General features: G+C 64.4%; 23 protein-coding genes and 1 tRNA gene. 15 read left to right on the forward strand and 9 right to left on the reverse strand.

The features are described from left to right. Positions 1-136: 136 nt before the first annotated feature. Genes ABIC03_RS30195 through ABIC03_RS30205 form a run of 3 tightly spaced genes read right to left on the reverse strand, consistent with a single transcriptional unit; the run spans position 137 to position 3,213 of the window. Positions 137-955: an enoyl-CoA hydratase/isomerase family protein gene (locus ABIC03_RS30195; protein WP_018452966.1), complete on the reverse strand. Its 819-nt coding sequence runs from the start codon at positions 953-955 to the stop codon at positions 137-139. Between the two features lie 15 nt (positions 956-970). Continuing rightward, positions 971-2,131 carry an acyl-CoA dehydrogenase family protein gene (locus ABIC03_RS30200; RefSeq protein ID WP_354063476.1) on the reverse strand — a complete coding sequence of 387 codons (1,161 nt, stop codon included), beginning with the start codon at positions 2,129-2,131 and terminating at the stop codon, positions 971-973. Between the two features lie 17 nt (positions 2,132-2,148). Next, a complete protein-coding gene (locus tag ABIC03_RS30205) occupies positions 2,149-3,213 on the reverse strand; it encodes an acyl-CoA dehydrogenase family protein (protein WP_354063478.1) in 1,065 nt (354 codons plus the stop codon). A 236-nt stretch (positions 3,214-3,449) separates the two neighbouring features. Between ABIC03_RS30205 and ABIC03_RS30210 the strand changes: the two genes are divergently transcribed. Further along, the gene (locus tag ABIC03_RS30210; protein ID WP_354063480.1) at positions 3,450-4,235 is read left to right on the forward strand and encodes an SDR family NAD(P)-dependent oxidoreductase; all 786 of its coding nucleotides are present in this window, start codon (positions 3,450-3,452) and stop codon (positions 4,233-4,235) included. Between the two features lie 143 nt (positions 4,236-4,378). Here the strand turns inward: ABIC03_RS30210 and ABIC03_RS30215 are convergent, their stop codons facing one another. Together ABIC03_RS30215 and ABIC03_RS30220 are read right to left on the reverse strand one after the other, a co-directional pair. After that, positions 4,379-4,651 (reverse strand): GlsB/YeaQ/YmgE family stress response membrane protein, encoded by a 273-nt coding sequence (locus ABIC03_RS30215; protein WP_196236584.1) that lies wholly within the window; start codon positions 4,649-4,651, stop codon positions 4,379-4,381. A 31-nt stretch (positions 4,652-4,682) separates the two neighbouring features. Further along, positions 4,683-5,264: a YidB family protein gene (locus ABIC03_RS30220; protein WP_354063482.1), complete on the reverse strand. Its 582-nt coding sequence runs from the start codon at positions 5,262-5,264 to the stop codon at positions 4,683-4,685. Positions 5,265-5,421: 157 nt separating this feature from the next. Between ABIC03_RS30220 and ABIC03_RS30225 the strand changes: the two genes are divergently transcribed. Both ABIC03_RS30225 and ABIC03_RS30230 read left to right on the forward strand, forming a co-directional pair. Further along, complete coding sequence (locus ABIC03_RS30225) at positions 5,422-6,423, forward strand: 2-dehydropantoate 2-reductase (protein WP_354063484.1); 1,002 nt, start codon at positions 5,422-5,424, stop codon at positions 6,421-6,423. 36 nt (positions 6,424-6,459) lie between these two features. Next, complete coding sequence (locus ABIC03_RS30230) at positions 6,460-6,675, forward strand: hypothetical protein (protein ID WP_354063486.1); 216 nt, start codon at positions 6,460-6,462, stop codon at positions 6,673-6,675. A gap of 209 nt (positions 6,676-6,884) precedes the next feature. On the opposite strand, the gene ABIC03_RS30235 is transcribed toward ABIC03_RS30230, so the two are convergent. Further along, entirely contained in the window at positions 6,885-7,517 is a 633-nt protein-coding gene (locus ABIC03_RS30235; RefSeq protein ID WP_354063488.1) for a hypothetical protein, read from the reverse strand. Between the two features lie 208 nt (positions 7,518-7,725). On the opposite strand from ABIC03_RS30235, the gene ABIC03_RS30240 reads away from it, so the two are divergent. The 8 genes from ABIC03_RS30240 (at position 7,726) to ABIC03_RS30275 (ending at position 14,786) form a co-directional block, all read left to right on the forward strand. Then, the gene (locus ABIC03_RS30240) at positions 7,726-9,243 is read left to right on the forward strand and encodes an AMP-binding protein (protein ID WP_354063490.1); all 1,518 of its coding nucleotides are present in this window, start codon (positions 7,726-7,728) and stop codon (positions 9,241-9,243) included. A 44-nt stretch (positions 9,244-9,287) separates the two neighbouring features. After that, the gene (locus tag ABIC03_RS30245; protein ID WP_354063492.1) at positions 9,288-9,926 is read left to right on the forward strand and encodes an RraA family protein; all 639 of its coding nucleotides are present in this window, start codon (positions 9,288-9,290) and stop codon (positions 9,924-9,926) included. Positions 9,927-10,063: 137 nt separating this feature from the next. Next, complete coding sequence (locus ABIC03_RS30250; protein WP_354063494.1) at positions 10,064-10,987, forward strand: hypothetical protein; 924 nt, start codon at positions 10,064-10,066, stop codon at positions 10,985-10,987. A 20-nt stretch (positions 10,988-11,007) separates the two neighbouring features. Next, positions 11,008-11,379: a cupin domain-containing protein gene (locus ABIC03_RS30255; RefSeq protein WP_354063496.1), complete on the forward strand. Its 372-nt coding sequence runs from the start codon at positions 11,008-11,010 to the stop codon at positions 11,377-11,379. 46 nt (positions 11,380-11,425) lie between these two features. Next, complete coding sequence (locus ABIC03_RS30260) at positions 11,426-12,382, forward strand: tripartite tricarboxylate transporter substrate-binding protein (RefSeq protein WP_275172778.1); 957 nt, start codon at positions 11,426-11,428, stop codon at positions 12,380-12,382. Positions 12,383-12,479: 97 nt separating this feature from the next. Continuing rightward, positions 12,480-12,556, forward strand: a tRNA-Arg gene (locus ABIC03_RS30265). A 118-nt stretch (positions 12,557-12,674) separates the two neighbouring features. Then, a complete protein-coding gene (locus tag ABIC03_RS30270) occupies positions 12,675-13,397 on the forward strand; it encodes a DUF2569 family protein (RefSeq protein WP_275172779.1) in 723 nt (240 codons plus the stop codon). A gap of 249 nt (positions 13,398-13,646) precedes the next feature. Continuing rightward, a complete protein-coding gene (locus tag ABIC03_RS30275) occupies positions 13,647-14,786 on the forward strand; it encodes an amidohydrolase/deacetylase family metallohydrolase (RefSeq protein ID WP_354063700.1) in 1,140 nt (379 codons plus the stop codon). Between the two features lie 40 nt (positions 14,787-14,826). Here the strand turns inward: ABIC03_RS30275 and ABIC03_RS30280 are convergent, their stop codons facing one another. Next, positions 14,827-15,972 carry an acyl-CoA dehydrogenase family protein gene (locus ABIC03_RS30280; protein ID WP_354063499.1) on the reverse strand — a complete coding sequence of 382 codons (1,146 nt, stop codon included), beginning with the start codon at positions 15,970-15,972 and terminating at the stop codon, positions 14,827-14,829. A gap of 126 nt (positions 15,973-16,098) precedes the next feature. Here ABIC03_RS30280 and ABIC03_RS30285 point away from each other — a divergent pair, with 126 nt between their 5' ends. After that, complete coding sequence (locus ABIC03_RS30285; protein WP_354063501.1) at positions 16,099-16,776, forward strand: alpha/beta hydrolase family protein; 678 nt, start codon at positions 16,099-16,101, stop codon at positions 16,774-16,776. Positions 16,777-16,780: 4 nt separating this feature from the next. Here ABIC03_RS30285 and ABIC03_RS30290 read toward each other — a convergent pair whose 3' ends face one another. After that, positions 16,781-17,755 (reverse strand): ketopantoate reductase family protein, encoded by a 975-nt coding sequence (locus ABIC03_RS30290; protein ID WP_354063503.1) that lies wholly within the window; start codon positions 17,753-17,755, stop codon positions 16,781-16,783. Between the two features lie 154 nt (positions 17,756-17,909). On the opposite strand from ABIC03_RS30290, the gene ABIC03_RS30295 reads away from it, so the two are divergent. Continuing rightward, positions 17,910-18,713, forward strand: coding sequence for an enoyl-CoA hydratase-related protein (locus tag ABIC03_RS30295; RefSeq protein ID WP_354063505.1), 804 nt, complete (start codon positions 17,910-17,912; stop codon positions 18,711-18,713). A 117-nt stretch (positions 18,714-18,830) separates the two neighbouring features. Here the strand turns inward: ABIC03_RS30295 and ABIC03_RS30300 are convergent, their stop codons facing one another. After that, the gene (locus ABIC03_RS30300; RefSeq protein WP_354063507.1) at positions 18,831-19,715 is read right to left on the reverse strand and encodes a LysR family transcriptional regulator; all 885 of its coding nucleotides are present in this window, start codon (positions 19,713-19,715) and stop codon (positions 18,831-18,833) included. Positions 19,716-19,826: 111 nt separating this feature from the next. Here ABIC03_RS30300 and ABIC03_RS30305 point away from each other — a divergent pair, with 111 nt between their 5' ends. Then, positions 19,827-21,191: an FAD-dependent oxidoreductase gene (locus tag ABIC03_RS30305; protein WP_354063509.1), complete on the forward strand. Its 1,365-nt coding sequence runs from the start codon at positions 19,827-19,829 to the stop codon at positions 21,189-21,191. A gap of 34 nt (positions 21,192-21,225) precedes the next feature. Further along, the gene (locus tag ABIC03_RS30310; RefSeq protein ID WP_354063511.1) at positions 21,226-22,230 is read left to right on the forward strand and encodes an ABC transporter substrate-binding protein; all 1,005 of its coding nucleotides are present in this window, start codon (positions 21,226-21,228) and stop codon (positions 22,228-22,230) included. Positions 22,231-22,253 lie beyond the last annotated feature (23 nt).

Genomic DNA, 22,253 nt, shown 5'->3' on the forward strand with positions numbered 1-22,253 from the left:
CGTCGTCCCGGCCTAGTGCGCAATTGCGCACGGGGGCCGGGACCCATACCGCGTGATCTATCGAGGGAGCACAGTGTTCATACCGAAGAACGACTAAGAGTCTTCGCCAAACTCTCCCTCCGGCCAAAGTTGAAAGCTACCGCCCCCTGAAATTCGCCACCCGCCGTTCTTCCGTGGCCTTCACGCCTTCCTTGAAATCTTCCGTCGCGCGCAGCCGGGTCTGCTCCTCGAGTTCGTGATTGGTCGCGGCCATCACGCGGTCGGCCAACCCGGCGCGCATCGTGGCGCGGGTGGAGACGAGGCCGAGCGGGGAGCATTCGGCGATTTCGCCGGCGAGCTTCAGTGCGGCCGCCTTGACCTGATCCTGCGGCACCAACTCGTTAGCGAGGCCCCATTTGAAGGCCTCTTCGCCGGTGACGCGGCGGCTGGTGTAGAACATCAGCTCGGCGTTGTTTTTTCCGATCAGCTCGGGCAGCGTCACGGTCAGGCCGAAGCCGGGATGGAAGCCGAGCTTGGTAAAGTTCGCGGAGAAGCGCGCTTCGGGGCAGGTGACCCGGAAGTCCGCCGAGACCGCGAGGCCCAATCCGCCGCCGATGGCAGCGCCCTGCACGGCCGCGACGATCGGCTTCTTGGCGCGGAAGATGCGCACGGCCTGAATGTAGAGGTGATTGATCGCCCCGAGACTGTCGGCCGGATCGCCCTTGGCCGTCTTGTCGGCTTCGCGCGCCTCTTGGGCCTGGCGGGCCGGGTCCTGGAAATTCGCGCCGGCGCAGAATGCCTTGCCCTGCGCCGACAGCACCGAGGCGCGAATCTCGATGTCGCGGTCGAACTCGTCGAGCGCATCCGCGATCTGGTTGATCAGCGAAATGTCGAAGAAGTTGAGCGGCGGGCGGCGGATCTCGATGGTGCCGACGTGACCAACTTTTTCGACGCCGATATCTTTATAAGTGCTCATGATGTCCTCGAATGATTAGCGCAAACCAAGGCCGCGGGCGATGATGCCGCGCAGCACCTCGGTGGTGCCGCCCTGGATGGTGAGTTTCGGCGCGGTCTTGATGGCGAAGTCGAGCTGCCGCTCCAGCGTCTCGCGATTGGTCGCAGTCTCCTCGACGAAGGCGGCGAGATCGCGCACGCGGTGCGGCAGCTGCTGCTCCCACACCGTGCCGATGTCCTTGACGATGGACGCTTCGACGACCGGCTCCTTGCCCGCCTGCAGCATGCCCGCGACCGAGACCGACATGCGCCGCATGGTGTGAAGCTGCGCCACCAGCCGGCCGACCCCTTCGGCACTGCGGGTATCAGGATTGGGACCAACCGCGCGAACCAGCTCGGTCAGCACGTAATAGGTCTCCAGAAAGCGCTCGGGGCCCGAACGTTCATAAGCGAGCTCGCTGGTCGCCTGCTTCCAGGCGCCGTCGACTTCGCCGAGCACGTGATCGTCGGGCACGAAGAAATCGGTGAAGACGACCTCGTTGAACTCGTACTGGCCGGTGATCTGGCCGATCGGGTTCACCTGGATGCCCGGCTGCTTCATCTTGACTAGGAACTGCGTCAGGCCGTGACGGCGGTTCTCCTTGGTCGGCTGCGACGTCCGAAAGATCGCGATCATGTAGTCGGCGATATGCGCTGACGAGGTCCAGATCTTGGTGCCGTTGATGAGATAGCCGCCGTCGGTCTTGGTCGCGCGGGTCTTCGCGGCGAACAGGTCCGAGCCGGAGTTCGGCTCGCTCATGCCGATCGCGAAGCATATCTCGCCGCGGCAGATACGCGGTAGGATGTCCATCTTGATGTGCTCGGGCGCGTACTTGATCAGCACCGGTCCGCTCTGGCGGTCGGCGACGAAGAACCGCCGCGTCGGCGCGTTGGCGACGCGCATCTCCTCCGTCACCACGTAACGTTCGAGGAACGAGCGCTCCTGGCCGCCATATTTCTTCGGCCATGTCATGCCGAGCCAACCCTTGGCGCCGACCCGGCGGGAAAATTCCGGCGCGTCGGTGTCTTCGCGGTTGGGCTTGTGCGGATCGAAGGTGCCGGCGGCGATTTCCTCCGCGAGGAAGGCGCGCACTTCCTTGCGCAGTTGCTCGCATTTCTCGGGCAGGCGGATCGGATCGAAACGGAGGGCAGCGGTCATTGTTGTCTCGTCCCTGATCAGCGCGAAGCCACGAGCGGCCACAATTCGTCGGCGCCGCGGTTTGCAACCAGCTTGCCGAGCTCGACGGCCCAGTGGCTTTCCGAACCGAAATCGTCGCGCCAGGCCAGCGCCCGCAGCGAATAGCGGTGCAGGATATGCTCCAGGGTGAAGCCGATCGCGCCATGGACCTGATGCGCGATGGCCCCGCCCTTTTCCGCGGCTTCCGCACAGCGGATCTTTGCGGAGGCGGCTTCGAGGTAGACCGCGTCATCGAAGGACTTTGCGTTGGCGATGGCATCGGCCGCGGAGGTCGCCGCGGCAAGGGCAGCAGCCGACTCGCCGGCGAGGCGGGCGAGATTGTGCTGCACCGCCTGGAATTTGGAGATCTTCTTCTCGAAGGCGACGCGCTCGTTGGAATAGCGCACGGAGATGTCGAGCATCGCTTCCAGCGCGCCCGCGATCTGAAGGCTGCGCGCGACGCCGCCCATCAGCATCATTGTGGTCTGGTCAAAGCCGCTCGGGGCGGGCTTGACGGTGATGGGCTGGACCTTGTCGAGCGTGACGGTGTCGCTGTGGTCGTAGCCGACATTGAGCCCGGTCTCGATCCGACCCTTGCTCGCGTCGACCAGCGCGATCGAGGCGCCGTCCTTGCCGTGGACCAGCACTGCGAAGTGCTTTGCCGCCTTCGCGAAGGGCACGCCGCGGGCGCGGCCGGAGAGCGCACCATCGGCATCGCGCGTGATCCGATCCTTCGGGGATGCCGGCAGCAGCGTCATCTCGCCCTCGGGAGATGCGATCTTCGCCTGCGCCAGCAGCCAGCCCGCCAGCATGGTTTCGGCCAGGGGAACCGCGACTGCGAAACGGCCGGCGGCGTTCAGCAGCGCAAAGCCGTCGGCAAGGCTCGCACCAGAGCCGCCGAGATCGTCGGGCACCCAGGACAATGGCAAGCCGGCTTCGCTCAGCGCCTGCCATAGCGGCGCCTGCCACGTATCCTTCTTGTCGTTGTTGACGGTCTGCGGATCGGCGAGATCGGCGAAGATTTTCTCCGCAGTCTCGACGACGATATTGTCACTCTCCGCCACAGCGTTCCCCGTGTTTTGCCATTGGCGCGTCCGGCCCCGTGGGCGGGCGCGCAGGTTCTTCTTGCGCCCGATGATCCAAAAAAGCCATGGCCCTGACAAGCGTTGATCGCAGGTCAACCTGCGGCGCGGGCATGGGCGATGAGCTAATTCCGCTTAGCGGAGTTTGCTCGATTTGCAGGGCGCGGCAAACTCGCTAAACAGAACGTCGATAGTCAATCAAGGGGAAGGAAATCCGGATGGCAAAGGACAGTTTGTGCGCAATCGTGACGGGGTCCGCCTCCGGCTTGGGTGCTGCGACCGCGGAAATTCTCGCACGGAGCGGGGCGCGGCTCGTCATCAACTATTCCTCGAGCCAGAAGGAAGCCGAGGCGACCGCGGAGCTTTGCCGCAAGGCGGGCTCACCGGAAGTTCTGGTCGCGCAGGGCGACGTCTCGAAAGATGACGATTGCCGCAAGATCGTTGCGGCAGCTGGTGGCTGGGACCGGCTCGACATGCTCGTCAACAATGCCGGCACCACCAAGCATGTCGCCCATGCCGATCTCGACGGATTGTCGGCGGAAGATTTCCAGCGCCTGTACGGCGTCAACACCATCGGCCCATTCCAGATGGTGCGCGCGGCGCGCAGCCTGCTGGAGGCCGGCGCCAAGGCCTCTGGGCGGCCGTCCGCCGTGGTCAACATCTCCTCGGTCGCCGGCATCAGTGGCGTCGGATCGTCGATCGCGTACGCCGCGAGCAAGGGCGCGCTCAACACCATGACGCTGTCGCTGTCGCGCGCGCTGGCGCCGCTGATCCGCGTCAACACGGTGTGTCCCGGCTATATCGATACGCCCTGGTTCACCAAGGGCCGCGGCGAGGCCGGCGCCAAGCAGGTGCGCGACAGCGTCGTGGCGAAGGTGCCGCTGAAGGTCGCATCATCGGCGGAAGACATCGCGCAGCTCGTCTGCTTCCTGGCGATGCCGGCCTCCAGCAACATGACCGGCGAGGTCGTGCGCATGGATGCGGGCATGCATTTGGTGACGTGAGGTCGCCAAACTCTCTCCACGTCATGGCCGGGCTTGACCCGGCCATCCACGCGTTCCCGCGCGGATCAAAAGACGTGGATGCCCGGGTCAAGCCCGGGCATGACGATGAGGTGGCGGTGTGCCGCTTTCGACGCTTTGAAGCGTCACCCCTTGATCACGCCGCTCGCCACCAGACGGTGCCAGATGAACAGCACCACCACGGCGCCGATCGTGGCCATGATGAATCCCGCGCCCTGGTCGGGACTGTAGTGCCCGATGGCCTGGCCGATGAAGGTCGCGAGAAATGCGCCGGCGATGCCGAGGATGGTGGTGAGGATGAAGCCGCTCGGATTGTTCGGTCCCGGCGCCAGCCAACGCGCGATGAGGCCGGCGACGAAGCCGACGACGATGATCCACAACAAACCGCCCATGCTCATGTCCGTGCTTCCCTCGCTTTGACTAACTGAATCAGACTCTGCCCGCGATCTCTTGCTCGGTCGGCAGCCGTCCGTCCGGCGTCAGATGGTCAACCACCTGCGGCAGATACTGGCTGAGGCCCGAGAGCAGCTCGTCACGCGACAGGCCGCTCTGGGCGGACAGGCTCTCGATCTGGTCGGCGCCGAGCGCATTGGCGAGATCGCCTGGTGCGATCGCCTTGTTCTCGCCCTTGCCGACCCAGGTATTGGCGGCGTCGCCATGGCCGCTCTGCTGGAGCTGGTTGAGGAGATCGCCGAGCCCGCCGCTGAGCACGCTGCCGGCCGCGCCGCCCGCGAGCAGGCCGCCAAGGCCACCCTTCAACAGGTCACCGAGGCCGCCGCCAGCGCCCGCATTCACCGGTGGGGGGAGATGCGTCGGCGTCGGTGCCGGGGACGGCTGCGGCGCGCTGCCGGTCTGGTTGCCGCTCAAATGCTTGAATGCCTTCCAGGCGAGCAGGCCAAGGAGCGCCATGGTCATGGGCGACATGCCGCCGCTGGATGAGGATTGTGAACTCGGCGTGCTTGGGCCGCGCGGGCCGTTCTGCATGCCGTTGAGGACGTCGAGCAAACCCATGGCGTTCTCCTTTGGCGCTTTCTTGCCGTAACAAGCCCCGCTCGAAAACATATGAGGCTGTCATGATGGTTACAAGGCGATTGCGCCGCAACTGCGGGAATGGGCAGCAGGCACAGCCTCTGCTATCGAGGGCAGATCGTTGAGGGGGCAAGCCAAGGTGGTTACGGATCGACCGATCGTGGTGGCCGGCGCAGGCGCCATCGGATGTTTCGTCGGCGGCACCCTGGCCGCTGCCGGCCGCCGCGTCGCGCTCCTGGTGCGGCCGCGGGTGAAGTCCGAGATCGAGCGGTTCGACCTGCTTCTGACCGATTTCGACGGCTCGGAGAAGAAGCTCAGCGCGGGCCAACTCGCGCTGTCGGACGATCCCGCGATCTTCCACAGCGCCGGCATCGTGCTGGTCACAGTGAAGAGCGCCGACACGGCCGCTGTCGCGGATCAGATCGCGCAGCATGCGCCGCAGGACGCCGTCATCGTCTCGCTGCAAAACGGCGTCGGCAATGTCGCGGTGCTGCGCGAGCGCCTCGGCGACCGCCGTGTGCTCGCCGGCATGGTGCCTTTCAACGTGGTCGGGATGGGCGAGGGCCGCTTTCACCGCTCGACCTCCGGCGACATTCATGTTGGCGAAGACGATGCGAACACGGCCGCAGCGCTGTCGGTGCCGGGGCTCACTATGCGCGCGAGCGGCGACATCACCGGCGTGCAATGGGGCAAGCTGATCATCAATTTGAATAACGCGCTCAGCGCCTTGTCCGACATGCCGCTCGCCGCGCAATTGGCGAACCGCGACTGGCGAAGGCTGTTCGCCGACCAGATGGCGGAGGGGCTGGCGGCGATGAGGGCCGCCGGCATCACGCCGGTTTCGGCGACGCCGATCCCGTCGTCCTGGACGCCCACCTTGCTGAGGCTGCCTGATCCGATTTTCAAGCTGATCCTGGGAAGGACCATGAAGATCGATCCCGAGGCGCGTTCCTCGATGTGGCAGGATTTGAAGCAGGGCCGCAAGACCGAGATCGATTATCTCCAGGGCGCGATCATCGCGCTCGCCGAACAAAACAATGTCGACGTGCCGCTGTCGCGCCGCATTGTTGCGCTGATCAAGGAGGCTGAGGCCGCGGGCAAAGGTCCACCGCGGCTGACGCCGCAGCAGGTTCGCGGGTAACGCATGAGTTCAGGCTGGGCGAAGCGAGGAGCAACGATGAAGCGTCGTCTGATGATCGGGTTCGCGCTGTCTTTGCTCTGCGTTGCGTCCTCGGTCGCGGAGGCCCGGCCGCCGACGGTCATGAACTCTCCCGGCTATGACAGGCGATTGCAGGAGAGCAGGTCGCAATTAGGTAGTTCACCGACAACAACGGCCCCGGCGACCGCGCCGGTAGCTCAACCGAAGCGCAGCAAGAAGAAGCCTCCGAACTGAGGTGCAGGCGGCGCCACATCCTCCGCCGTCGTCCCGGACAAGCGCGCCCGAAGCGCGCGCCGATCCGGGACCCATAACCACAGGGAGTTGTTGTGCGAAGACTCGCGGTTACGAGTCTCGTGCCAAACTACTTCCTGTGGTTATGGGTCCCGGCCTTCGCCGGGACGACGGCGGAGGGTGTAGCTCTGCCGGAATGACACCAAAGAAGCTCAGCCCTTCTTCGCCGGCTTGCTCGGCGTAGGGCTGAACAGCTTCTTGATATCGTTCAATCCATCCGACAGCCGCGGCCATTCGCAGGAGAACGAGCCCTTGGTGCAGGGCGCGCTCTTCGGCCGCGGCCGCGCGTCGCCGATGGCGGCCTGCTGGACTTTCGGCCGCTCGACCGGCACGGGCACGCGCTCGACCTCGGTTCGCAACGCGACCTGCTGGAGCTGCTGCACCTGTTGTTCCTGCTGCTCGCGCTGCTGACGCGCGGTGGCCTGAGCGGCTTCATTGCTGCGGCGCTGATTGGCGAGATAGGCGGTGTAGGCTTCGTCGATCTTCTTCTGCTCCTCCGGCGTCGGATTGGGGCCGGCGATGTCGAAGGTGCGGTCCTGGAGGAAGTCGTAATAGGAATAGCCGCCGCCTGCCTTGCGCCGGCCGGCGAATTTGGCGTTGCAGTCGGCAAGCGCAGCCGTCTTCTCGGACTTGGTCGTGGCTTTCTCGGCGGCATCGGCGCAGGCCTCGAAGTCAACAGGGGCGCGCTTCCACCATTGTGCCTGGACATGCGACGGCGCCAGCAGGAAAAATCCTGCTGCGGCTACGACAAGCGCCGCACGACGCCATGCAACTACGTTCGACATTCTACGAGAGCATTCCTTGCAAAACTCAACCCGAACTGAGTCGGGCTGATTTTTGCCCCTTTATGGCCGGCTTGTCACCCATGGAACTCGGGAAATTCATGGCTGCGATGCTGACATTTTTTGCTTGACGTGGCGCAGGAGTCACAGCGTCACTTCATCCTGCGCTCGCCTCGTCGGCGACGCCAAGAAAACGAAGTGGAAACGCCTGATGCTGCTGCCCCTGTCCGACGTGCCGCGCTGGTACGCCGAGCGCAAACCGCAAGGCACGATCGCCGTCCGTCACGGGCAGGATACGCTGACATGGGACGCGCTCGAACGCGGCGCCAATCGGCGAGCGCGGGCGTTCGTGGCCAAGGGCGTCAAGCCCGGCGACTTCGTCGCGATCGGTTTGCCCAACGGCAATGCGTTCTTCGAGACTTCCTTTGCGGTGTGGAAATGCGGGGCGACGCCGACCTCGCTGTCATGGCGGCTGCCGCGCGGCGAAGCCGCCGCGGTGCTCGACATCCTGAAGCCGGCGCTGGTGGTCGGCGGCGAAGCCGATTGGAACGCGCCGAACCGTCTGCCCGCGGATTTCGTGCCGGAAGGGTTTTCGGACGAGCCGCTCACCGCACCGGTAGCGCGTTATTGGAAGGCGATGACCAGCGGCGGTTCGACCGGCCGCCCGAAGGTGATCCTCGATCACCAGCCGGCAGTGATCGACACGGTCGCCACGCCGCCGCTCAATATCCCCTTCGGGGTCTCGCTGCTCAATCCCGGGCCGCTCTATCACAACGCGCCGTTCATCGTGTCGCACTACGCGCTGTTCACCGGCGGCCAGCTCACCGGCCTCGTCAAGTTCGACGCCGAGGAGGCGCTGCGGCAGATCGCGCGCGAGCGCGTGCAATGGGTCAATTTCGTGCCCACCATGATGCACCGGATCTGGGCGCTTCCGGAGCACGTGCGCAACGCCTATGACGTGTCGAGCCTGCAGACCGTCTTCCACATGGCCGCTCCGATGCCACCCTGGCTGAAGGAGAACTGGATCGCCTGGCTCGGGCCTGAGCGGATCTGGGAGCTCTATGGCGGCACCGAGAGACAAGGCTCCTGCATCATCTCCGGCACGGAATGGCTGACGCACAAGGGCTCGGTCGGCAAGATCGGCGAGATGGCGCGTTTGCGCATCATCGGCGAGGACGGCAACGACGTCGCGCCGGGCGAGACCGGCGAGATCTATTTCCTCAACAATGACGGCAAGGATGCCACCTATCACTATCTCGGCGCCGAGCCGAAGCGCCGCGCCGACGGCTGGGAATCGCTCGGCGATATCGGCAGGCTGGATGCGGACGGCTACCTTTATCTCGGTGACCGCCTCGCCGACATGGTGCTGCGCGGCGGCGCCAACATCTATCCCGCCGAGGTCGAAGCCGCCGTCTCCGCCTGTCCGGGCGTGCGCTCCTGCGTGGTGGTGGGATTGCCCGATCCGGAGCTGGGCCAGCGCGTCCACGCCATCATCGAGCCGGAGGGCGATGCGGACGGTCAGGCCATCGCCGACGGCATGGCGGATTTTTTGAAGGACCGGCTCAGCCGCTACAAGCATCCGGAGAGTTTCGAGGTCGTCGCTGCCCCGCCGCGCGATGATTCCGGTAAAGTTCGCCGCACGCTGTTGCGCGATGAGCGCGCAACATGGATGAAGGAGGGGCGCGCCTTCCGGATTTGGCCGGCGAAGGCGAGGGCGGGCGCAGAGTAAAGGGCGCACGCCGATTAAGAGAATTCACGGGAAGGACTGAGATTATGACCATCACCATTGCTGCGAACGCTGTGCCGAAGCCACAGGCCGAGATCATCGAGGGCTTTCGCGGTGCGCCGACCTCGGTCATTTCGGACAATCTCGGCCGGCTGCCGGGTGCGGTGGGGCTCAAGCCGTATCACCGCGGCACCAAGCTGGTGGGCACGGCCTTCACGGTCCGCACTCGTCCCGGCGACAATCTCGCCATCCACCGCGCGCTCGAGCTGGTGGGCCCCGGCGACGTCATCGTGGTCGATGGCGGCGGCGATGAGACCCGCGCGCTCGTCGGCGAGATCATGAAGAACATCGCGCAGTGGCGCAAAGCCGAAGGCTACGTCATCGACGGCGCGATCCGCGACGTAGCGGCGTTCGCGGCCGATGATTTTCCATGTTATGCCCGCGCAGTGATCCACCGCGGCCCCTACAAGAACGGCCCCGGCGAGATCAACGTGCCTGTGACCATCGGCGGCAGCGTGATCTCGCCCGGCGACATCGTCGTCGGCGACGAGGACGGCGTGGTGTCGTTTGCCGCCGCAGGCGCTGCAGCGCTGCTGGACGCCGTGCGCGCCCAGGTCGCGCGCGAGGAGGAGACGCTGAAGGCGATCCGCGAGGGCCGTTATCAGGGCTCGTATGGCAAATCCTGAACAGCGCGAGGCTTAGGTCAAAGCAATGGTCGAATCGATCGCACGTCGACGTTGGCCATTGCCTCTTTCGAAAGTGATTTCACAACTTTGTTTCGGTCAGACTTCCTTCGTGCTTTTTGCTGCTGGGGATACTTCAAGTGACGAGGAATTACGCGATCGTCCTGCCTAGCTTCTTCGTTCTGTTGGTCTCTGGAAGCAACGAGGTTGGTTCGCAGAACATGCCGCCTTTTGGCTCCGGCCGCGGGGCAGCGCCCATTTTCAATCGCGATCGCGTCACTGATAGTCATCTGGCAGTCAAGGCCGCTTCGACCGATACAGAGCGACGACTAACTGAAGGGGTTTACGCAAAAGCCAACGGTCTCCCTCCAGGTGAGGTAAAAAAGCGCTTTGCGGCAAGTGGAGTCCTGCGATGTCCTGGTGGAGATAGCAGCGCTCAAGTGACTGGTGTGCGCGACGTGATTACCACGGCGGCTCACGCGTTTCGGGACCTTTGCAAACCCCATACGGCACCTGACAAGTGTATATTCGAGTACTATCTCGGAGCCGAGAGGCGTACCATTCCTCTGTCAGCAACCCTATGGATGGGCACATGCGTTGAGAGTGCGCCCAAGGCGATTGTCAGCGATTGGGCAGTCGCAAAGCTCGAATCTGCCGCGGAAGTGACGCCTTACGAGATCAATGAGCGGACTGAAAGTGTGGTCGAGTTGGAGCGTGTCCTGGCGGTTGTCGGTTACGACATCGAAGCCACGGGAAAGAGGGACAGGTACGGCCCCTTCAACAAGACGATTCAGGAGTGCCAGATACGCGACGTAAGGGACTGGTCGATATTCGAAACGAGCTGCGAGTTCACAGTAGGGGCATCAGGTAGCGCTTTGTTTCGTCTGTTGGACGGTCGAACGGCTCTGTTCTGCGTCCTCAATGGAGACTATCACGACAAAGAATATTGCCCACGAGGCAGCTGCGAGTTCAAGAGCCGGCATTGGTCGAGCGTGTATGTTACCGTGAAGGGTGAGTTCAAGGACCGCCTTCTGGCCGCCGTGAGCCAGTCTGCTGCAAAATAAAGCGTAAAAGGGAGGATGGCGTGAGCCAGAAGGACGAATTCCACAATCTCGACGACACAGCCGACGGATTGTTTCGCGAGCTCGCGGCAGGCGTGACCACGCGCATCTTCTCAGGCGAGCAGGCGATGCTGTCGGTGGTGACGCTGGCGCCGCATGCGCAAGGCACGCTGCATCATCATCCCGAGGAGCAATGGGGCGTGCTGCTCGACGGCTCCGCCATCCGTGTCCAGGGTGATGAGGAGATTCCCGTAAAGAAGGGCGATTTCTGGCGTACGCCGGGTAATGTGCCGCACACCATGCGCGCCGGCCCCGACGGCGCCCGCGTGCTGGACATCTTCAGTCCGCCGCGGCCAGAATACAGAAAAGCGGGATCCGGTTTCGGAACGACTTAAAGCGCCAAGAGCAAAAGCAGAGCGCGAGAAAACAGGGAGGGATAACATGACGATCACACGACGCACGCTGCTGGCAGCGCCGGCTATTCTCGCAATGACGCCGGCGTTGGCGCAGGCTTCAAAAATCACGCTGGTGGTGCCGTTTCCGCCGGGCGGATCGACCGATGCGATGGCGCGGCTGCTCCAGAGCCATCTGCAGGCCAAGCTCAACCGCATCGTCATTGTCGAGAACAAGTCGGGCGCCGCCGGCGCGCTGGGCGCGGCGCAGGTCGCCAAGAGCCCGCCTGATGGCTCGACGTTCCTGGTCACCTTCGATTCCCACGCGGTGATCCCCTCCATCCTCGACAAGCCGCCCGTCGATGTCGAGCGCGAGCTGATGCCGGTGTTGCTGGTCGGCACCGCGCCATATGTGATCGCGGCCGGTGCGGGCCGTCCCTACAAGAGCTTCGCCGACGTGGTGGCTGCCTGCAAGGTGACGCCCGGCGCGGTGAAATATGCCTCCGTCGGCATCGGCACGCTCGGCCATCTCGCCATGACCGTGCTCGGCAACAAGGCGGGCGTCGAGATCATGCACGTGCCCTATCGCGGCGGCGGCCCCGCGATGAACGACGTGCTCGGCGGCCATGTCGATCTGATCGCGGGATCGGCGGCCCTGGTCGCAGCCCAGCTCGGCACCAACATGCTGCGTCCGATCCTGCAGCTCGGCCGCGAGCGGCTGCCCGGCCTGCCGGATACGCCGACCGCGATCGAGGCGGGCTTCCCGGATTTCGAGACGCTGGCCTGGTGGGGCATCTTCGCGCCCACGGGCACGCCGCCGGACATCGTCGCAGGCCTCGCGACGGCGTCCAAGGAGATCCTGAGCGAGCCCGCCACCGCCGCCCAGCTCAAGGAGACGCAGCAGATGACGCTGCTGCTCGAGGACGCTCCCGCCTTCAAGACCTTCTTCGACAAGCAGGTCGCCACTTGGGGCAAGGTGGTGAAGGACAACAATATCCGGGCGTGAGATGACCGGCAGCCCTCCGCATTGAGCAATGCGGAGGGCTTCCGATCCCGCCTCCGCTTTGATATGAAGCCCCGGTAACCCGCTCTGCGGGTTCCGCGGTCCCGTAGCTCAGCCGGATAGAGCGACGGTTTCCTAAACCGTAGGTCGGAAGTTCGAGTCTTCCCGGGATCGCCAGTTTTTCAGTGAGCTAAGCGCCGCGACGGCCAGCGGTGCTGGTAGCCCCTCCAATTGCTTTCTATCGTGACGTGTGCCGATCGCCGGCTAGTATACGGCGGGTGCAGGGGGCGTTCGCATGGCGGATTCGTGGTTCTACGCGGAAGGTGGGCAGAAACGCGGTCCGATGCCGATATCGGAGCTCCTTCCGCTACTGGCTCGCATCGCAGATTCACCGCGCGTGCTGGTCCGGCGGGAGGGCTGGGAGAGCTGGAAGCCGGTCGCGGAGGTGCGTGAGATCACGGAGCACCTCTTTCGAACGCAGTCGTCGATGCCGGCACTGCCGCCGGTCGACGCCACGCGGGAGCCGTCCGTTCCCGCAGAAGACGCTGCTGCCTTCAAGGACGTCCAACCCGAGATGACCGGTATTAGCGGTTGGCTCGCGCTACTCGCGTTCGGCCAAGTGATGGGCATTCTGCGCCTGATCTTCAACGTCGGACAATACGTGCAGTCGATCACCGACGAAATCTGGACTTACTTTCCGACGGTGATCTGGAGCGAAATGCTGATAAATGCCGCCATGATAGGCTTCTCGATCTGGACAACGGTGCTCCTGTTCAGACACTCCCACAGATTTCCCGCCTTTTTCATCGTGCAAATGATCTGCGCTGTGCTGATGCCGCTCGTCGATCTCTTCTGCGTCGCATCGGTTTTTTCCGCCGCGCTGAACCGACCTTTCAGCGATTTTTTCATCATTGAAATGCGACAGATCGGACAAACGGTTGTCGGTGTGATGAGTGCCGCGGTTTGGATAACGTACGTGCTTCGCTCCCGCAGAGTCGCGAATACGTTCACGAAATAAGCCGCGTTTGTGGTCCGCGTTGCGTGGGGCCTGATCCCGACCGCGATGCTGAGCTCGATGTTCGGCCGCATGATGCCGGATGCATTGGAGCGGCTGAAGGATCAGGCGCCGCGCGCGGATCGCAAGTCCAACGGGCACGGACCGCGGCCGATTTGCTTCGGCGGCGCGAAAATTGCTACAGGGGTGACCAGGCTGGAACTCTGCCTTCCTGGTTTGTTTCCCGCCTCGCTGCCATATCCGGAGACGATGATGCCCTTCGACTTGATCCTGCGCGGCGGCCGTGTGGTCGACCCGTCCCAGAAGCTCGATGCCGTGACCGATGTCGCCTTTGCCGGCGGCAAGGTCGCTGCGATCGGCGCCGGGCTCAAGGCTGATCCGGGCACTGACGTGCGCGACGTCTCGCAGTTCATCGTGACGCCGGGACTGATCGATCTCCACACCCATGTCTATTGGGGCGGCACGTCGCTCGGCATCGACGCCGAGGAATTCTGCCGCCTCTCCGGCGTCACCACTGCGGTCGATACCGGCAGTGCGGGGCCTGGCAATTTCGCGGGCTTCCGCAAGCACGTGATTGAGCCGAGCCAGGTCCGCATTCTCGCTTATCTGCACGTCTCGCACGCCGGCATCTTCGGCTTCTCGCACCGGATCATGGTCGGCGAGAGCGAGGAGTTGCGGCTGATGAATCCGATCGAGGCGGCCAAGGTGGCCGATGCCAACCGCGATCTCATCGTCGGCATCAAGGTGCGCGTGGGGCTGCACTCCTCGGGCACGTCGGGGATCGTGCCGCTCGACATCGCGCTCGAGGTCGCGAACGAGGTCGGCATGCCCCTGATGGCGCATATCGATCATCCGCCGCCGAGCTACGAGGAGGTACTGGGGCGCCTGCGCCCCGGCGACGTGCTCACCCATGCGTTCCGGCCTTTCCCCAACACGCCCGCGACCGCGCAGGGCACGGTGAAGCGGGCGGTGCTCGACGCTCGCGAGCGCGGCGTGCTGTTCGACATCGGTCACGGCAAGGGCTCGTTCGCTTTCAAGACCGCGCGCGCCATGCTCGCCAACGGCTTCTATCCGGACACCATCTCGTCCGACATTCATCAGCTCTGCATCGACGGCCCGGCCTTCGATCAGGTGACGACCCTGTCGAAATTCCTGTGCATGGGCATGCCGCTGTCCGACGTCATCGCAACCTCGACTGTCAACGCCGCGATGGCGCTGCGCCGGCCCGAGCTCGGCAGCCTCAAGCCGGGCAGCGTCGGCGACGCCACGCTGATCTCGGTGAGGGAAGGCCAGTTCGACTATGAGGACGTCGTCGGCGAGCACCTGATCGGAGATCGCAAGATCGTCTCCGAGGGTGTCGTCATCGGCGGCCGCTGGTGGCATCCGAATTGAGTGGCAGGCCGCTCACGCCGACCTGATTACAGCGACTTGATTACAGCGATCTGGCGATCAACAGCTTCATGATCTCGTTGGTCCCGCCATAGATCTTCTGGATGCGGGAATCGATGAAGATGCGCGAGATCGGATATTCCTGCATGTAGCCGTAGCCGCCGAACAGCTGAAGGCATTCGTCGGCGGTCTCGACCTGCTTCTCCGAGCACCAGTATTTCGCCATCGATGCCGTGACGGTGTCGAGGTCCTTGGCGACCAGCCGCTCGATGCACCAGTCGACGAACACGCGCGCGATCATCGCTTCGGTCTTGCGCTCGGCGAGCTTGAAGGCGGTGTTCTGAAAATCCATCAGCGGCTTGCCGAACGCTTTCCGCTCCTTGGTGTAGTCGGTGGTGAGCTTTATCGCGCGCTCCATCGCGGCGACCGCGCCGACCGCGAGCGCGAGGCGCTCCTGCGGCAGTTGCTGCATCAGCTGCACGAAGCCCTGGCCTTCCTCGCCGCCGAGCAAATTGTCCGGCGGAACCGTGACGTTGTCGAAGAACAGCTCGGACGTGTCGGAGGCATGCAGGCCGATCTTGTCGAGGTTGCGCCCGCGCTTGTATCCATCCGCGCCTGAGGTTTCGACCACGATCAGCGAAATGCCCTTGGCGCCGACATCTCCGGTGCGCGCGACCACGATGACGAGATCGGCGGCCTGGCCGTTGGTGATGAAGGTCTTCTGTCCGTTGATGACGTAGGAATTACCCTGCTTCCTGGCGGTGGTCTTGACGGCCTGCAAATCCGAGCCGGTGCCGGGCTCGGTCATGGCGATGGCGCCGACCATCTCGCCTGAGGCCATCTTCGGCAGCCAGCGCTTCTTCTGCTCCTCGGAGCCGTAGTTGAGGATGTAGTGCGCGACGATGGCGCTGTGCACGGACACACCGGTCGTCAGCTCCGGCACCGTGCTTTCGAGATCGTCGAGCACGGCGGCATCATAGGCGAAGGTCGCACCGAGGCCGCCGTATTCCTCCGGCACGCTCGCCAGCAGCGCGCCCATCTCACCGAGCCCGCGCCAGGCAAAGCGTTCGACCATCTTCTGCTCGCGCCATTTTTCGGCATGCGGGGCCAGATCCTTGGCGAGATATTTCCGGAACTGGTCGCGGAAGATTTCGAGCTCTTCGGTCATCCAGGAGGAACGGTAGGACATGGTCACCTCGGTCAATGCGGCGTTCCGGCTTAGTAGGCCAGGGTTTGGCGGCAATTATTGTGTTTTCAGGCTGCGCCGGTGACGCTACCAAGGCGGCCGGAGCAGCGTCTATCGGGATCGTTGATTGTGGCTGTCAAAACTCAAGAGCTCAAGCTCGACATCGCGCGCATCGGCACGGTCTCCGCGATCCTGATGCAGTCGGATGATGCGCGCGCCTGCTACGTTCTGGCGCACGGTGCCGGCGCAGGGATGCGGCACGTATCGATGGACAAGATTGCGGAGGGGCTCGCTGCTCGCGGCATCGCGACCTTCCGATTCAATTTTCCCTACATGGAAAACAAGCAGGGCCGTCCCGACCAGCCGGCGGTCGCCCACGCCACGATCCGTGCGGCAGTCGAGCAAGCCGCGCGGCTCTGCCCCGGTGTGATGCTCGTTGCGGGTGGAAAATCCTTCGGCGGGCGCATGACGTCGCAGGCGCAGTCCAAGACTCCACTGCCTAATGTCAAAGGGCTCGCCTTCCTTAGTTTTCCCCTGCACGCCGACAAGAAGCCGTCGACGGAGCGCGCCGAGCATCTCGCCCATGTCGAGATCCCGATGCTGTTCCTGCAAGGTACCCGCGACGGGCTCGCCGATCTCGGCCTCCTCAAGCAGGTCATCGCCGCTCTTGCCCCGAAGGCGACGCTGCATGAGGTCGAAGGCGGCGATCACTCCTTCGCGGTGCTGAAGAAGTCCGGTCGCAGCAATGAAGAGGCGCTTGCGGAGGTACTTGATGTGCTCGCGGCCTGGATCGACAAACTCGCCTGAAACCTCACGCCGAATATAGCCCCTTGTCGCGCGCCTTCTGGATCGCGAGTGCGGCAATGAGATCGAGCGTCGGCGTCGACAGGCCGGCGGTGCGCGCGAAGGCCTGGGGCGCCTTCACCAGGACGTCGATCTCCATGGCGCGGCCGAGCTCGTAATCCTGCAGCAGCGACGGCTTGTGGTTGGGGGCGGGGCCGCTGCGTGACACGCGCTTGACCTCGGGGATGAAGTGCTGGGCGATCTCGTTGGCCTCGTTCAGCATCCGCGGAATGACCTCGGCGAATGCAGGATCGTCGCGGACGCCGCGCGCGGTCTGGCCGGTAAGCAGGCACAGCACCGACAGAGACATGTTGGTCAGCAGCTTTGACCAGATCGCCTCGCGGATCTCGGCGACCGGCGGCGATTCCAGCCGCGCGTCGGTGAAGACGCCGCGGAGCGTCGTGATGCGCTCGCAATTGCGATCGTCGCATTCGCCGATCAGCAGGCGGTTGCGGTCCGGCGTCAGGTTCTGCACCACGCCGGGAGCGATCACCTCGTTGGAGGAGAAGACCACGCCGCCGACGATCCGTTCCTTCGGGATGCAGGCGCGCAAGCGCCCGCCCGGGTCGAGGAAGGAGATGTCGGGTGGTGTCGGGTGTCGCGGCGGCAGGCCGATCCCGTACCACCAGGGAATGCCGTTCTGCGCGAACACGATGGCGGTGTCGTCCTGCAGCAGTGGCTTGAGACTGGAGACCAGCCCGGTCAACGCGGTTGCCTTCAAGGTGCTGATCACGACGTCCTGGGGGCCGAGCTGGGCTGGATCGCCGGAGGCGTTCACCTTGGCGGAGACCTCGGAATCGCCGACGCGCAGCTTGAGGCCGTTGGCGCGGACCGCCTCCAGATGGGCGCCGCGCATCACGCACGAGACCTCGTGGCCGGCGCGGGCCAGCCTAACCGCAATATGGCTGCCGACGGCGCCCGCGCCGAAAATGCAGATGCGCATGTGATGTCTGTCCCTGATCCCTTGATGCCGCCCCGCGGCAGCATGACACAAGCCGCCATGCGATGGACGCGGCCGCCCTACGCTCGAAAGATATGGATCAGGGCGCGGAGCCTCGGTCATAGTGCGCGCCAAACAAACGAGCGGAGGAACACCGATGACCGACAGCCCCGTCCTGTGGACCCTGGATGCGCGTGGGGTTGCGACCGTCACGTTGAACCGGCCGGAGGTCAACAACGCCTATGACGGCGCATTGATCGCGGGCGTGCTGGCGGCCATGGACGATCTCGGCAGCAAGCCCAACCTGCGCGTCGTGGTGCTCAAGGGCAACGGCAAGCATTTCCAGGCCGGCGCCGATCTCAAATGGATCAACGGCGTGCGGCCACAATCGACTGATGCGAACGAGGCGGCGTCGCGGGCGACGTTCGAGGCCGTGCAGCGGCTCAACACGCTGCCCATTCCGACGGTCGCGCTGGTGCAGGGCGGCTGCTTTGGCGGCGGCACCGGCGTGATCGCGGCCTGCGACGTCGTCATTGCCGCCGACAACGCCCTGTTCTCGATCACCGAAGTGCGTTGGGGCCTGACGGCCGCGATCATCATCCCGCAGCTTTGCGATGCCATCGGTGTACGGCAAGTCCGCCGCTACGCGCTGACAGGTGAACGTTTCGGCGCCGAGGACGCCCGTCGCATCGGCCTCGTCCACGAGGTGGTGCCGCTCGCCGATCTCGACGCCGCAGGCAGCAGGGTGGTCGAGCAGTTGCTCGCCAACGGACCGGAGGCGATGGCCGAGACCAAGCGACTGGCGCTGGAGAGCTCGTTCGGCGCAATGGCGGTGGACGATGCGGCTTATGACCGCCTCGTGCAGCTGCATTCGCTGAAGCGACAGAGCGCGGAAGCCGCGGAGGGTCTGGCGTCGTTCGCGGAGAAGCGTGCGGCGAATTGGGGAGGTGCTAAAAGCTGAACGCGAGTAGCCCGGATGGAGCGAAGCGCAATCCGGGAACGGACCAACCGAACCTCCCGATTGCGCCGCGTGGCACGAACCCGGATGACGCTTGCGCTCCGTCCGGGCTACGGGCCTTTACAGCGACGCCGCGAGTGACGTTTTCAGCAGTGTGAGCAGCGCCTGCACCGCGGCCGCATTGCGCCGCCGCTCGGGGATAGCGGCCTTCACCCACAATTCCGGAATCGGAAAGTCGCGCAGCACCGGCTTGAGCGTGCCGTCGCGCAAGGCATCGGCGACGAGATAATGCGAGATCAAAGCAATGCCGTTGCCGGCGATGGCGCTGCGCGCCAGCACATGTCCCTCGTTGGAGGAGAGCAGCGGGCTGACCTGGATGCTGATGCGGCCGCGCGGCCCGTCAAAGATCCATTCGGGGCCGGTCGGCAGAAAACTAAGGCAGCGGTGCTCGACGAGATCGCGCGGATGCTTCGGCGTGCCGTGTTTCTTCAGATAAGCGGGTGAAGCGCAGAGCAATCGCTTCAACGCGCAGAGCGGCTCGTCGACCACGCCGCCGAAGGAATGCGGGAAGGCGCCGATGGCGATGTCAAAGCCTTCGGCCACGGGATCGACGGGGCGGTCGATCAGCACGATCTCGAGCTTGAGCCGCGGGTTCTGCGTTTGGAACGCGCTGAAGGCGTCCGCAAGCCGCGCCACCGTCAGCGAGGTCGGCGCCTTGATGCGCAGGTGATCGACGAGATCATGGCCCTTCTCTCCCATGCGCGAGAGCAGGTCGGTGGCGTCGGTGACGACGCCGCGGGCGCGATGCACGTAGCGCTGGCCGGCTTCCGTCAGCCGCAATTGCCGCGTCGAGCGGTGAAACAGCGACGTCCCGATGCGTGCCTCCAATTGCGTCACGCGCTTGGCCACGACCGAGGTCGAGACATTGAGTTTTCGCGCGGCGGCGGAGAAGCCCGCCGCATCCGCGGTGGCGAGGAAGGCCTGGAGGTTCACGAGGACGTCCATGTCGACCTTTCTCGATTCGTGAAAGCTGATCGCATATTTTGGTGGATTGTAGCTCGGCGCGCGTTAATTCATAGTCCGGTCCAAGCAAGAGATTTGGGAGCAGGACGCGCCATGCAGGCCACCACGATCGAAGAACCGGCGCGCCAGGTGCCGCTCTACGGCGAATATGAAGTCGTCGTGCTCGGCGGCGGACCGGCCGGCATCGTGGCGGCGGCCTCAAGCGCGCGCGCTGGGCGGAAGACGCTTCTGATCGAGCGCTACGGCTTCCTTGGCGGCATGGGGACCGCTGCCGGCGTCACTAATTTCTGCGGCCTGCACGGGAATGTGTACGGCGAGGCCCACCGGCTGGTGCAGGGCATGGCGTCCGAGCTGCTGGCGCGGATCGACCATTTGAACGGCCTCAACGCGCCGCATCTCATTCTCGGCAAGGTCTTTGCCCAGGCCTACGACACCGCCGCCTACAAGATCGCGGCCGACCAACTGCTCGCCAGTCACAAGGTGCACATCCTTTTCCACGCGCTTGGTGCCGGCGTCGTGATGGGCGATAACAGCCGCATCGATGCGCTGATGGTCGAGACCAAGGCCGGCCGGCAGGCGGTGCGATCGGAGATTTTCATCGATTGCTCCGGCGACGGCGATCTTGCGGTCTGGGCCGGCGTGCCGTTCGAATTGGGCGACGAGCACGGCCATCCGATGTATCCCTCGATGATGCTCCGTCTCAACGGCATCGATCCGGCGAAGGCGGGCGAGGCCTGGCGCACCATCCCGCAATTGATGGAGCAAGCCATCGCCGCCGGCACCCACACATTCCCACGCAAGAGCGCGATCGTGCGGCCGCAGAAGTCCGGCATCGAATGGCGGGTGAACTTTACGCAAGTGGCGCGCGAGGACGGCCATGCCATCAACGGCATCGAGCCTGACGATCTCACCCGCGGCGAGATCGAGGGCCGCAAGCAGGCGCTCGCCGCGTTCGAATTCCTGCGCACCGTGCCGGGCTTTGAAAGATCCTACATCGTCGACCTGCCGCCGCAGCTCGGCATCCGCGAGACCCGCCGCATCACGGGCGGCTACCAGCTCAGCGGCGAGGACGTGCTCGGCTGCGCCTCGTTCGAGGATTCCATCGGGGTCAATGGCTGGCCGATCGAGGCCCATGTCCCTGGCGACGTCGTGTTCACCTTCCCCCCGATCCCGGAATCGCGCGGCTATAACGAGCTGCCTTACCGCATGCTGGTGCCCGAACGCGTCGACAATCTGCTGGTCGCGGGCCGCTGCGCCTCGATGACCCATGAGGGCCAGTCGGCGGCCCGGGTCTCCGGTGCCTGTTTCGTGATGGGGGAGGCCGCCGGTTCCGCCGCCGCGCTGGCGCTCTCCGGAAACCGCATTCCACGCGACATCCCCATTGAAAAATTGCAGGAAACGTTGAAACAACAGGGCGCCTTCGTCGGACGGGACCAGCCCGTGCCCGAGGGCCTGTAACGACTGCATGATAACGACGCCGGAGGGAAACGAAATGATCGGGACTGTGCGGCTCGCGCTAGCTGGCCTGATGGCGATCACGGCGATGGGCACGGCCCGAGCCGAGGACGCGCCGAAGGCCAAGATCGGCGTGCTCAGGCTATCCTCCTCCGCGCCCGTCTTCATCGCGCAGGACAAGGGCTATTTCCGCGAGGCCGGCCTCGACGTCGAGCTGAAATTCTTCGATGCGGCGCAGCCGATCGCGGTGGCCACCACCTCCGGCGATGTCGATTTCGGCGTCACCGCCTTTACCGCGGGCCTCTACAATCTCGCCGGCAAGGGCGTGCTCAAGGTGATCGGCGGCATGAGCCGCGAGAAGGCCGGCTATCCCCTGATCGGCTATTTTGCCAGCAACAACGCCTATGCGAGCGGTCTGAAGACGCCGAAGGATCTCGCGGGCAAGCGCGTGGCGATGACGCAGGTCGGCTCCTCCTTTCACTACTCGCTCGGCCTGCTTGCCGACAAATACGGCTTCAAGCTCGCCGACGTGAAGATCGTGCCCCTGCAATCGCTGTCGAATGCGGCGGCCGCGCTGAAGGGTGAAACCGTGGATGCGGCGCTGCTGCCGATCTCCACCGCGCGAAAGCTGATGGACGACGGCGGTGCGAAGTTTCTCGGCTGGGTCGGCGACGAGACACCCTGGCAATTGGGCGCGGTGTTCGCCTCGCCGAAGACGCTGACCAACAAGGTGCTGGTGACGAAACTGCTCGGCGCTTTGGCAAAGGCCGACCGCGAATATCACGACATCATCCTTGCCGCGATGAAGGACGGCGTCGCGCCGATCAATGACAAGACAAAGCCGCTGCTGGAGATCATCGCAAAATATACCAACCTCCCGGTCGAGCAGGTGGTCGGCAATTGCGCCTATATCGATCCCGACGGCAAACTGGATGTGAAGAACGTCGACAACCAGATCAAATGGCTCCAGGAGCAGGGTTTTGCCGACAAGGGCTTCGACGCGAATGCGATCATCGCAAAGGAATTTGTGAAGGCGGATTGATGCTGCGCGCTCCTCTCCATCTC

The organism is Bradyrhizobium sp. RT6a (genome assembly GCF_040547675.1).
Lineage (GTDB): Bacteria > Pseudomonadota > Alphaproteobacteria > Rhizobiales > Xanthobacteraceae > Bradyrhizobium.